The 12,471-nt window shown below is 48.1% G+C and carries 12 protein-coding genes; 6 read left to right on the top strand and 6 right to left on the bottom strand.

Going from position 1 to position 12,471, the window contains the following annotated elements; all coding sequences use genetic code 11:
* The first annotated feature begins 130 nt into the window (after positions 1–130).
* Positions 131–3,322 (top strand): PAS domain-containing protein, encoded by a 3,192-nt coding sequence (locus ACEW9I_RS07510; RefSeq protein WP_373539731.1) that lies wholly within the window; start codon positions 131–133, stop codon positions 3,320–3,322.
* A gap of 131 nt (positions 3,323–3,453) precedes the next feature.
* Here ACEW9I_RS07510 and ACEW9I_RS07505 read toward each other — a convergent pair whose 3' ends face one another.
* Positions 3,454–3,606 (bottom strand): hypothetical protein, encoded by a 153-nt coding sequence (locus ACEW9I_RS07505; protein WP_373539730.1) that lies wholly within the window; start codon positions 3,604–3,606, stop codon positions 3,454–3,456.
* 278 nt (positions 3,607–3,884) lie between these two features.
* On the opposite strand from ACEW9I_RS07505, the gene ACEW9I_RS07500 reads away from it, so the two are divergent.
* Positions 3,885–5,195, top strand: coding sequence for a homoserine dehydrogenase (locus tag ACEW9I_RS07500; RefSeq protein ID WP_373539729.1), 1,311 nt, complete (start codon positions 3,885–3,887; stop codon positions 5,193–5,195).
* Between the two features lie 158 nt (positions 5,196–5,353).
* The gene (locus ACEW9I_RS07495; protein ID WP_373539728.1) at positions 5,354–5,626 is read left to right on the top strand and encodes a TMEM165/GDT1 family protein; all 273 of its coding nucleotides are present in this window, start codon (positions 5,354–5,356) and stop codon (positions 5,624–5,626) included.
* 89 nt (positions 5,627–5,715) lie between these two features.
* On the opposite strand, the gene ACEW9I_RS07490 is transcribed toward ACEW9I_RS07495, so the two are convergent.
* The 3 genes from ACEW9I_RS07490 to era form a co-directional block, all read right to left on the bottom strand.
* Positions 5,716–6,888 (bottom strand): sugar phosphate nucleotidyltransferase, encoded by a 1,173-nt coding sequence (locus ACEW9I_RS07490; RefSeq protein WP_373539727.1) that lies wholly within the window; start codon positions 6,886–6,888, stop codon positions 5,716–5,718.
* A 94-nt stretch (positions 6,889–6,982) separates the two neighbouring features.
* The gene (locus tag ACEW9I_RS07485; RefSeq protein ID WP_373539726.1) at positions 6,983–7,825 is read right to left on the bottom strand and encodes a segregation/condensation protein A; all 843 of its coding nucleotides are present in this window, start codon (positions 7,823–7,825) and stop codon (positions 6,983–6,985) included.
* Positions 7,826–8,058: 233 nt separating this feature from the next.
* Positions 8,059–9,081, bottom strand: coding sequence for a GTPase Era (gene era / locus ACEW9I_RS07480; protein ID WP_373539725.1), 1,023 nt, complete (start codon positions 9,079–9,081; stop codon positions 8,059–8,061).
* 347 nt (positions 9,082–9,428) lie between these two features.
* Here era and ACEW9I_RS07475 point away from each other — a divergent pair, with 347 nt between their 5' ends.
* The gene (locus ACEW9I_RS07475; RefSeq protein ID WP_373539724.1) at positions 9,429–10,265 is read left to right on the top strand and encodes a hypothetical protein; all 837 of its coding nucleotides are present in this window, start codon (positions 9,429–9,431) and stop codon (positions 10,263–10,265) included.
* Positions 10,266–10,292: 27 nt separating this feature from the next.
* Positions 10,293–11,006 carry a class I SAM-dependent methyltransferase gene (locus ACEW9I_RS07470; RefSeq protein WP_373539723.1) on the top strand — a complete coding sequence of 238 codons (714 nt, stop codon included), beginning with the start codon at positions 10,293–10,295 and terminating at the stop codon, positions 11,004–11,006.
* Between the two features lie 59 nt (positions 11,007–11,065).
* On the opposite strand, the gene ACEW9I_RS07465 is transcribed toward ACEW9I_RS07470, so the two are convergent.
* Both ACEW9I_RS07465 and sipA read right to left on the bottom strand, forming a co-directional pair.
* Entirely contained in the window at positions 11,066–11,593 is a 528-nt protein-coding gene (locus ACEW9I_RS07465; RefSeq protein ID WP_373539722.1) for a DUF4149 domain-containing protein, read from the bottom strand.
* A gap of 140 nt (positions 11,594–11,733) precedes the next feature.
* Entirely contained in the window at positions 11,734–11,955 is a 222-nt protein-coding gene (gene sipA, locus ACEW9I_RS07460) for a regulatory protein SipA (RefSeq protein WP_373539721.1), read from the bottom strand.
* 218 nt (positions 11,956–12,173) lie between these two features.
* On the opposite strand from sipA, the gene ACEW9I_RS07455 reads away from it, so the two are divergent.
* On the top strand, positions 12,174–12,471 hold a 298-nt coding region (locus ACEW9I_RS07455), incomplete at its 3' end, for a hypothetical protein (RefSeq protein WP_373539720.1).

The following is a 12,471-nucleotide window of genomic DNA, read 5'->3' as shown; positions in this document are numbered from 1 at the left end:
TTAATGCCACAGACTGCTGTGAGTCTACTTTTATTAGAAATCGAGCGTCAGCGAGAATTTCTGTTGTCACAGGGGCTGGCATTCGAGTTAGTTTCACTGGAAATTTAGTGCCTATATACTAGTGCAAGATGTGAGTTTACTTCAGCAATTGTCCACACAGGTCAGCGTTGCGATCCGTCAGGCGGAGCTTTATCAGCAAGCCCAAGCCGAACTCGCGGAGCGCAAACGGACAGAGGAGATGCTGCGAAGCAGTGAAGAAAGACTGCGGGTCGGGCTAGAAGCTGCCCGAATGGGCACTTGGGATTGGAATATTCTAGAAAGCCAAATTATCTGGTCGTCAAATATGGAGAGCCTGTTTGGGTTGGCTCCTGGAGAATTTGATGGTTCCTATGAGCAGTTTGTGGCTCGGCTGCATCCAGACGACCGCGATCGCGTTTTAGCAGCGATCGCTGCGGCAATGACCCCTGGTACAAACTACGACATCGAATTTCGGGTGCTTTATCCAGATGGCACCATTCGGTGGGCACTGAGTCAGGGAAAAGTGTTTCACGATGCGAGTGGGCAACCGATGCGGATGTCGGGCGTAGATCTGGATATCACGGGTCGCAAGCAAGCAGAAGACGAACTGCTTCAGGCTCAGGCACTCGCCCAAAACCAACTGATGGAAATTGAAGCCATTTACCAAACTGCACCGATCGGTCTGACAATTATTGATGTTGACTTGCGCTTTGGGCGCATCAATCAAAGACTGGCAGAAATTAACGGCGTGGCGATAGCCGAGCACATCGGGCGCACTGTGCGCGAAGTCGTCCCGGACTTAGCCGATGAAGCCGAACCGCTACTGCGACAAGTATTAGAGACAGGAGAGCCACTACTGAATCTAGAAATTAGCGGTGAAACAATAGCTCAGCCAGGAATTTACCGGACTTGGAACGAAAATTTTTATCCACTCAAGGATCGAACCGGACGGACTATCGGCATTAATATCGTCACGCAAGAAATCACCGAAGCGAAGCGCGAAGAAGTCGTTCGCAAACGAGCCGCCGAAGCTTTGCAGGAAAGTGAAACCCGCTTTCGTCAGCTTGCCGAAAATATTGATGCAGTTTTCTGGTTAAGGGAAGAACCTGAAGGGAGGGTTTCCTACGTTAGCTCTGCCTATGAACGCCTGTGGGGATGGCAGCCGCAGGAATTGTATGAAAGCCCCTCCTTTTGGATCGATCATATTCATCCAGACGATCGCGAATGTACATCCCAAGCCTTTCAGTCAAAAGCTGCTGCGGGTGAATTTGACGAAGAGTACCGCATTGTCTTGAGCGATGGCAGGATTCGCTGGGTGAACGATCGCTGCTTTCCCCTTTACGATCGGTCTGGGAAGCTGTATCGATTTGCTGGCATTGCAGAAGACATTAGCGATCGCAAGCAAGCCGAGGATAGCCTGCGTCGCAGTGAGGAATTTAATCGCCGGATCTTAGAAAATAATCAAGATTGTATCAAGGTGCTGGATCTTGAAGGTCGGCTCCTGTATATGAACGATGGGGGCAAACAGCTATTAGAAATCGCTGATTTTGCCGACTACGATCGATCTTTATGGACGCAGTTTTGGGGTGGGAGCGAACAGGAACTGGCTCAAGCCGCTTTTGCCGCTGCTACAGCCGGAACGATCGGTAAATTTGAGGGGCAATGTCCGACCGCGACCGGGGTACCCAAATGGTGGGAAGTGAGTGTGATTCCCCTGCATGACGCAGATGGGCATGTCGAGCAGATCCTGGTGATTTCGCACGATCTGACCGAGCGACGGCAAGCAGAAGACGAACTGCGTCAGAGTCAGGCACTGGTTCAAAGCCAACTGATGGAAATTGAAGCCATTTATCAAACTGCTCCGATCGGTCTGGCAATTCTCGATGTTGACTTGCGCTTTGAGCGCGTCAATCACAGATTGGCAGAAATGAACGGCGTTTCGATAGCCGATCACATCGGGCGCACCGTGCGCGAAGTCATCGGCGACTTAGCAGATCGAAACGAACCGCTACTGCGACAAGTATTAGAGACAGGAGAGCCACTACTGAATCTAGAAATTAGCGGTGAAACGATTGCTCAGCCAGGAATTTACCGGACTTGGATCTCAAATTTTCATCCCCTCAAGGATAGTACCGGACAGAGTATCGGCATTAATGTCGTCGTGCAAGAAATCACCGATCGCAAACGTGCAGAAGTCGAAATTCGCCAAAGTGAATCCAAAGTGCGTCGCGTCCTCGATAACTTGTTTAGTTTTGTGGGCATGATGACCCCAGACGGCACACTCATTGAAGCCAACAATACCGCGTTGGGAGCCGCTTCACTGTCTCCTGAGGATGTTTTGGGAAAACCCTTTCCCGATGCCTATTGGTGGGCTTACGACACAGAGATTCAAGCGCAACTCTGGGCGGCGATTCGACAAGCGGCTACCGGAGAAACGGTTCGCTATGACGTGCAGGTTCGCTTAGGAGAAGACCAGTTCATTATCATTGATTTTTGTTTAGCACCTCTATTGTACGATTCAGGAGAAGTTGAGTTTCTGATTCCTTCCGGCATCGACATTACCGAGCGCAAACAGCTCCAATTGGCTCTGCAAGCCCAAACAGTCGAGCTGACCAAAACTACTGCCCTGCTCGAACTTCGCAATCAAGAGCTAAATCGGTTCTCGTATACAGTTTCTCACGACCTCAAAGCCCCGTTGCGCGGAATTTCCAATCTCGCCGCCTGGATTCGCGATGACCTACCGCCAACGATCGATCCAGATATTCTCACGAATCTAGACTTAATGAGATCGCGGGTAGATCGCATGGATAGCCTCATCACTGGTTTACTAGAATATGCGCAGGTCGGGAGTACCGCTGCAAGCTTGGCAACTTTTAAAGTCGAACAGCTCCTGGCCGAGATCGTCGATTCATTGAGCATTCCCGACAGTTTTGTCGTCGAGCTACCCGCCGATCTACCACCAATTACCACCAATCGCGTGTTGTTAAGTCAAGTTTTAGCAAATTTGATTGGGAATGCTTACAAACATCACGATCGCGCCGATGGTAGAATTCAAGTCACCGTTCAGCCGGATGCTCAGATGTGGGAATTTAGTGTCACAGATGATGGTCGGGGGATCGCTCTAGCAAACCAAGCAGATGTGTTTGATATTTTTAGAACACTGTCTGGTGCCAATAAAAATAATACTGGCATCGGGCTATCGATCGTCAAGAAGCTCGTCGAAACTCAGGGTGGCGAAATTACCCTCGAATCTCAGCTCGGCATAGGGACGACTTTTAAATTTACTTGGCTCTGCGAGATTTGACTTTTGAGATCGATATTAATTAGCCAAGATTAGCTTAGGCTCCAGAATTCTGGAAAGCTTTAATTCCCAAATGGGCTATTTTAGCCTAGATAGACATTAGCTACGGAGTGGGCTAATAATTGTTAGCCCACTTAAATTTTAATTACCACACCCTCAAGCCCTTTAATCCTTGCTATGAAAGGATTAAGGGGTTTTAACTCTGAAAATTTATCTTCATGATAAAGATGTTGATTATCGATCGCCTGTTTAACCAAGCCCATACCAGGTAGATCTGCCATTGCCATAGCGAATCAAGAGTCGATCGATCGTAAGTTGTTTGAGTCGAGCTTTAATCGTGCTGCGACTCTCACCTGTGGCTTATTCGATCTTTCTTATCATCATCAGCTACCTCGTCCGATTAATGAGCCGATTGTGTCCAATTATGTCCAATTAGACGTTGGCGTTGCATTCAGAGCGGGAAAATCGCCTCACTGATTCTCCCGCTCTGGAGGCTGCGGCTGAGAATCTGAGTCCGAACTAGTTTAAGATCGAGACTGAAGCATGAATCTAGAGTAGTAAAGTTGTGGTTAAAATTGGCATCCTCGGACTAGGAACCGTTGGTACGGGAACTGTTCAAATTTTACTAGATCCCGTAGGGCGGCATCACTTGCTCCAGTCTGTGGAGATCCGGCGCGTGGGCGTGAGATCGATTGATAAGCCTCGCGCTGTAGATCTCCCCTCAGAGTTGGTGACGACAGATCTCGATGCGATCGTCTGCGACCCCGAAATTGAGATCGTTGTGGAAGTGATGGGTGGGATCGAACCTGCACGGAGCCTGATACTCAAAGCGATCGAGCATGGCAAACACATCGTCACTGCCAATAAGGCTCTGATTGCCAAATTTGGCGATGAAATTTTTACCGCAGCCAATCAAGCGGGTGTCTATGTGATGCTGGAAGCGGCTGTCGGTGGGGGGATTCCAGTCATTCAACCATTGAAACAGTCTCTGGGAGTCAACCGGATTGGGCGCGTGACGGGAATTATCAATGGTACGACTAACTATATCCTCACCCGCATGACCGTCGAAGGGGGTGAGTTTGCAGATATCCTCGCCGATGCTCAAAAACTTGGCTACGCGGAGGCAGATCCGACCGCTGACATCGATGGATTGGATGCGGGGGACAAAATCGCAATTTTGGCATCACTCGCCTTTGGGGGCAGAATCAAGCGCGATGACGTGTATTGCGAAGGAATTAGGAAGATCGGTGCGGTAGATATTGCCTATGCTGATAAACTCAATTTTGTTATCAAGTTACTCGCGATCGCCGAACGGGTAGAAGGTGGCGCGGTATCGGTGCGGGTACATCCCACATTTGTACCCAGAGATCGTCCCCTCGCCACTGTCAATGGCGTGTACAATGCGATTTTAGTTGAAGGCGACCCGTTGGGAGAAGTGATGTTATTTGGCCCTGGGGCAGGTGCTGGCGCGACAGCTTCGGCGGTGGTTTCGGATATCCTGGCGATCGTCGGTGTCCGACAATGCCATATTAGCCGTGAAGAGGCGATTGAGTCACCCCACAACGCACTCCATCCCCTTTTGAGCTGCAATCATACTGAATACAGCCAGATGGCACCCTTATCGAGCTTACGGAGCAGTTTCTATGTGAGATTTTTGTGTCTGGATGTGCCAGGAGTAATTGGTAAACTCGGAACCAGCTTTGGGGAGCATCATGTGAGTATCGAATCGATCGTCCAAACTGGTTTCCAAGGAGATCGCGCCGAAATCGTCGTCGTGACTCATGATGTATCCGAAGCCGATTTTGACTCGGCATTGGCTGAGATTGGGAGCTTGGAGGCGATCGACAGCATCCCCAGCATCATCCGAGTTCTCTAGGTTTTAGGTTTTAGGCTTTAGGTTTTAGGCTTTAGGTTTTAGGCTTTAGGTTTTAGGCTTTAGGTTTTAGTGGACACAAGTGTCTCTGCTTTTCACCATCCACCATCCACCATCCACCATCCACCATTCACCATCCACCATTCACCATCTACTCTCTTATGAATTGGCAACTACTAAGTTTAACATTTGCAACGGTATTTATCGCTGAAATTGGCGACAAGAGTCAGCTAGCGGCGATCGCTTTGGGTGGTAGCAGTCAGCATCCCCGAGCGGTATTTTTTGGTTCGGTAGCAGCATTATTACTTGCTAGTTCGATCGGTGTTTTAGCAGGTGGTGAAATTGCCGGATTTCTACCCACGAAGGTACTCAAGGGCTTTGCTGCTCTTGGATTTGCACTAATGGCGGTGCGATTGTTGTGGGCAGAGGAGTAGATAATTCGTCGGTGAACGCGTAAAAGTATGAGCAATTGGATTGCCCTTACTTTGAATTGTCAACACATGCAGCCAATTTCGATAATTAGTCAAGGACGATTGGGAGGCTTGATATTAAAGGAACTAGCAAATACCGTTGCTGGATGTTTGATATTCTCGATCGGTTTGCGAGTATCCGTAATCAACCAATCCAATGAAGCGGCTTGAACATCGATCGTCGCGCCATCTTTATCGACACAATATCGTCCGAATACTAACTTGTCAGTTAGCTCGACATCAGCAATGCGAGAATATTCAAAAATTACACTATTATTAATGTGTGCGCCACTACAAATATGGCAATTGCGACCGATCATGGCGGGGCCAGTTATTTTAGCTCCATCTTCAATTTTGGTCATGCCACCAATATAAACAGGCCCGGTAATATCTACTTTATCCCAATTAACCGCAACATTGATTCCAGTAAAAACTCCTGGCATTACTTCAGTTCCAGGGATTGGTACGTTCTTTACTTTGCCCATTAAGACACTGCGAATCGCTTGCCAGTAGTCGGGGACTTTACCGATATCTACCCATTGAAAATCCATGGGAATCGCGTAAAAAGGGGCATCCATTTCTACTAACTTGGGAAACAGGTCACCACCGATATCGTACTCTTGACCGGAGGGAATATAATTCAATACTTCTGGTTCAAAGATATAAATCCCTGTATTAATATTCGTACTGAGGGCTTCTGCTACTAAAGGTTTTTCTTGAAAGGCTTGAACTCGACCATTTTCATCAGTTACTACTACCCCATAACTGGAAACTTCATCGCGGGGTACAGATTTGGTGACAATTGTCGCTAGCGCACCTTTTTCGCGATGCCATTTGACAGCGGCGGTGAGGTCGAGATCGATCAGTGCGTCACCGCATAATACCACAAATGTATCATCAAAGAAGGGATAGAAATCTTGAATCCGGCGCATCCCACCAGCCGAACCGAGAGCTTGTCCCTCCAATTCTCCGTCTTCACGAATTTTGCCTTCAAATGAATAAGCAATTTGAACGCCAAATCTTTGCCCATCGTGAAAGTAGCTCTCAATTTCCTTGGCAAGATGACTGACGTTGACCATAATTTCGGTGAAATCATGCTTCTTGAGCAAATCCACCAAAAACTCCATGACTGGCTTGTGGAGGATCGGAATCAATGGTTTGGGAATAGTGTAGGTAATGGGCTGTACTCGCGTGCCTTTCCCAGCAGCCAGAATCATTGCTTTCATATTAAATCTTGGATACTTAAAATCCCTGTTTTGTATACTGTAGCAGCGATCGACTCTCACCTGCACCACGCCAATCCTCCGGTGGGAGGGGAGGCTAGTTCATCTCTACCGATTCTTGCTCTAATCTACGAATAGTCAGGGTTTGGTAAAAATCTGTTTGATGCAGTTCAACTTTCGATTGGGCTGATAATAACAATAGTGCCCAAAATACGCCCACTCGATCGTGATTTGCGCCATGATGTTGTCCGGGAGCAGCCGGAAACTTGGCAGACCACAGATTTACAAGGTCGTCGAGAGTCCAGAAATCGGTCTCACTAGTATAAGTGACTAGAAACTCTGCCACAAGTGCCGCCATTTCGGTCAAATTCTCATCATGAGCCAGCCCCACAATGCTTTGGGTAGCCTGTTTGACGGACATCACCTTCCCTCGAATGGAGCGGCGACGCGCTGTCGGTGCGGCGATTTTATCAGCAATTTGGCTCAGTTGCTGGATCAGATCTTGGAGGGTGACGGGACGCGTGCGGGGTGGGGGGGATGTCAGTCGGCGGCGAATATGTCGCTCGAGGTTACGCGGTAGCCCCGTAGTACCGATCGGTTCAAAGTCGAGATCTTCTTCAATAAAGTCAAAATCTTCGGCTGGAGATTGGCTTTGCTCCAAGCTTTGTGCTTTGAGCAGTACCAACATTGCTGCCCACAAAAAGGCTTGCCCCGATTGCGAGAGATTGGCTTGTTTGTGAGCCAAGGATGCGTCTGCTAGAAGCGGCAGCTTGCTCAGGTGTAAGTCGATCGCGTCGATGACTTTGACATCCCAAGGGTCGATTTCGCCGCGCTGGGCAAGATCGATGAGCATCGCAATTCCCATCTGTGCCAGGGTATGAGGATCGACTTGGGCTTCGACGACAGGGGAGAGGTGCTCTCGGCGGGGGGTTGATACCATGTTTGAGGAATCGGGGACTAGGGACTAGGGTTGATGCTACGTACTGGCAACTGGGCGCGATCGCTGAAGTGTGAAGGCGATCGAGCTTAATTGGTCACTGTACATTAAATTCAGCATAATTAACGTTGCTAGATCGGCTATTTTGCGCTTGTGGGTCGCAAAAAATACCACTCGTTCGCGCAGCGTGCCTTCGGCAATCGCAACGTGCTGCTAGTCCCCTTGGCTCCTAGTCCCTACTCTACCCGATACCCCAGTTCTGCTAGGCGCAAACCAGATTGTCGCCATTTGGGTTGAACTTTGACAAATAATTCGAGATAAACTTTGCCAGCAATCAGTTTTTGCATCTGCTCTCTGGCATTGCTACCAATTTGTTTGAGCATTTGACCGCTTTTGCCGATCAGGATGCCTTTTTGAGAATCGCGTTCGACATAGATAGTCGCCAAGACGCGGGTGATTTTGGCATCTTCTTGGACGCGATCGATCGTCACCGCTACCGAGTGAGGCAATTCTTCCCGCGTCAGCAAGATGATTTGTTCGCGGATCAGTTCGCCCATGATAAACCGTTCGGGCTGATCGGTAACCAATTCAGGCGGATAATAGTAAGGGCCGAGTTCGAGATTTTCACTCAGACTAGCTTGCAATCGATCCAAACCCGTCTCAGCAACGGCAGAAAAGTTCACTACCTGCCAGTTGTGAGCTAGAGCGAGTTCGAGATAGCTAGCATCGATGGCTTCCAAGTGAGAGCGGCTCAGATCGGTTCGCAAATCGATTTTATTGATACCCAAAATAATTGGCGTTTTGACATTTATCAGTAGCTCGGCGATGAACCTATCCCCACCCCCAGCGATTTCCATCCCATCGACTACAAACAGTACGACATCTACCGCCCCGATCGCACTTTGAGCATTTTTGACCAATACTTCACCCAATTTGTGGTGCGGCTTGTGAATACCAGGAGTATCGACGAAGATCATTTGCGCCGTAGCGGTAGTCAGGATGCCCTGTAAGCGGTTGCGAGTCGTCTGCGGGACTGGAGAGACGATCGCGATTTTTTGACCGATCAGTTGGTTCATCAGCGTGGACTTACCCACATTCGGTCTGCCGATAATCCCCACAAATCCCGATCGAAATCCCTCTGGTGCCGCTGGAATCAATCCCACGCCTAAGTCCTGCACCGCATTATCTTTTTGAGCGGTTAGATAAGCTTCGACTACAGATTTATCATTTGGGATTACGGGCTGGGATCGATCGGTCATGGGATTCTCACTGGTGATTCTCCTTCCGATCTTACCGCAGTCGTCGCGAATACTCGCTCTTTAATGACTTACTCCCTCCCCACCCAAGAAATAGACAGTGTTGATTCACCATTCACCTCTACATTAGATGTCTAATTCTGCACTGGGAAGGGAGTAGGTCAAAATTCCTGAGCCGATCGAAACCGTCGGACAATTGTATAAAATTCACGATCTCTTCAATGTGATTGCGCATTCAACCAATCCCCACCGACTAAAAACATCCCGAACAAAATTGAGAATTGCTAGCTAATATGGGTAACATGAGAAGGGAGTACCTACTCGCCGATATCGCGTCCACACCAAATTATATGCGAAGCGACTTGAATCCGACAGCGACGATCGATCCCCGCCTCGACGAACGGCTTGCTAAATTTGCGCGATCGCCGCAAACTGGAGTCTGGAATCATCTAGACAAAAGCCAAATCATTGAGGATATTCGCGACAGGCTCGTTAATCCTTATCAGATTCAACAGGGAGAGCAGCCTTTTTGTGGCCCTGCCGCAGTAGTATTTGAACTAATTCGCAAACAACCCGATCGCTACATCGATATCTGTCAAAATCTCTACGAGCATGGTAGTTTTGAAGGCTATACCAAAAAAGTCGTAGCCTCTGGCAGATTGTGTCGCAGTTATGGCAACCTGAGAATGCCGCAAGCTGATTGGATGCTCCTGGCTACCCTCCGCGATTGTGCAAATACGCTCGTCCCCGTATATCCCAAGGCACCAAAACTAATTCGCGAACTCAGTGGCATCACCAAACCCTGGGAAATCAATGGTTGGGTGAAAGAATTACTCGGCTATCCTCACACCAAATCTCACCCGACAATTCTATCTGGTGAATTTCGCGCCCTGCAAGTAGCAGACAGCACGATCGAGGCTGGCGGTGTGGCATTTGGATTGATCAATTCTCAAGGTTTGCTCGGGAATAATTCTTTTCTAATGTCGAGATTTCATCGCGTTTTCCCCAATCATTGGGTGACGATCTTGGGTAATATCTCGATCGAACCACCAACCAAGATAACTAAAAACAAGCAAAGTAGAGTCCAGTTTGATATCTATTCTTGGGGTCGCAAAATTCACGTCAACACCGACGCATCGATGATTAAAGATTTTTTCTGGGGTGTTGCAGTCGGTAAGTTGATTTGATGTCAGCAATTTTACCAGACTCGATAAATGTTTTGTTCTATGGAAATCGATCGAGACAACGAGCGAAAAATTATCGACTCTTGGCATAAAAATGCTGCCCCCTGGATTGTCGCGATTCAGGAGCGGCAAATTGAGAGTCGAAGACTAGTAACCGATCGATCGATTATTGATGCGGTAGTCAATCAAAATGGTCGCACAGTCCTCGATCTGGGTTGTGGTGAAGGCTGGCTGACACGAACACTAGTCCAGCAAGGTATGGACGTGTTGGGAACTGACATCATTCCAGTTTTGATTCACCAAGCACAAGTTAACGGTCAAGGTAGGTTTGAGTTGATATCTTATGAAGAAATAACTGCTGGTAAGCTTTCGGAAAAATTTGATGTGGCGGTAGCCAATTTTTCTTTACTGGGTGATGAATCAGTACGGGGTGTATTTCGATCGATGTCCAGATTACTCAATCCTCATGGCACATTTATCGTTCAAACCCTACATCCCATCTTTGCCACAGGCGATCTCCCATACATTGATGGCTGGAGATGTTCCTCTTGGTGTGGGTTTAGTCCCGAGTTTACAGATCCGCCACCGTGGTATTTTCGCACCTTGGCAACGTGGGTAAATCTATTCGTCGCAAATGGATTATCGATAGTAGAGATCCGAGAACCCAAAAATCCGCAGACAGGTAAACCTGCTGCGGTGATTTTTATGGGTAGATTACTTACCGATTTGGTACCGAAGCTGTAGTCCACGTTAGCCTGACATTGATGCGATCGATCGCATAGTTCGATTTCCTAGTCGCGATCCTAAACGACCGATCGCTCGAATTTGGATAGCAACAATCCGGCGATGCCCAATTTACCTGCTTCTAGCACCCAATAAATCGCGTGCATTTGGTTCATCTCAGCGGGTAACGATTTTGTGGTTTCTAACACATCAAGGTTGATGCCCAATCCGCTCATATAAGGAGTGAGGATGAAAGTATAGCTGAAGGCGATTGCTAGCAGCATGACAGCACCTGCAAATAACTGCTGCTGATTTTCCGCACTCGATTTTGATGCTTGGCTCCATGCCCAAATACTACTGAGCGCAACCGCTGCACATACCAATTCTACCCGATTAAAAATCCAGAAAATACTATAACTAGCTGACGCAAACCCACTACTCTCCATCATCCCTGTCGTCCACAAAGTAGGCATGATGACTAAATCCAAAATCAAGCTACCACTGAGCCAGAAGCCCAAACTAGCAATTGCCACATTCTGCCATCGTTTTGATGCGTCTGCGCCCAGCGAGAATCTGCCGTTGTCTCTGCCATTAAATGCTTGTGTCATGCTGCTTACCTTGCGTTTAGGAAATATAAATATGGGCTGTACTCGATCGATTCACTATTCAGGATAACTTATGGGATTGATAAGTAGTACTAATTTTTGTGTCGCGACCAACTAGATCGGCACCCAAAATCGATCGTGAATCAAGCCGCTACCACTTCTAAGTACCGATCTTCTAGCAAAAATGAACTGCGATCGAATTTTACGACCCAATAATTACCAGGTTTGCGATCGGTAATCACCCCGATTGCCCCCAGCTCAAGTCGGCTTGGTGGTAGCAACATCGGCATCGGGTCGGCAGTTTTGAGGTACGCAGGCAGCGCAACGATCCGGATCGTTACACCAATCTTCAAATCTTGAGACATAAGTTATTAATTATCTATGATTGTTTATGGTCGAGGTGGAGTCACGATCGCCATCCTCAATGAGCAACTTGATTGCTGTCGGGTACGTTAGGCTGCTGTAAAGCACTGGCATCAGATCCCTAAGCGAGGAGAGCGATCGCTGCTCGACCATTTAGCTTCAATTGTACGATTGAGATCGGATTAGTTTGCCGATCTGGTGCGTTCGCGAAGCGTGGGCTTTGCCCAATCGCCCAAGCGGCAAAGTTGGCATCGAACCGAGTGCAAGTGAAGCCCCAGTAAAATCGAGCGAATTTAGACCCAGACAGTCGCGTCAATTGGCGATGTCGATCGACAATTTACCCAACCGATCGCACAGACCCGATCGATTTCCGCGATTGTGTGCTACCATAATGAATGAAGATTATTTTCGGCTGTATGGTTCTTTTTACAAGCTTTTCTCCGAATCTAACTCTCTACACCTACAGGATTCTGGAGACAGCGATATGTCAATTTACGTCGGCAATTTATCCTACGAAG

It is taken from the genome of Chamaesiphon sp. (genome assembly GCF_041738855.1).
In the GTDB taxonomy this organism is placed as follows: domain Bacteria; phylum Cyanobacteriota; class Cyanobacteriia; order Cyanobacteriales; family Chamaesiphonaceae; genus Chamaesiphon.
This window is presented reverse-complemented; position numbering and strand designations above follow the sequence as displayed.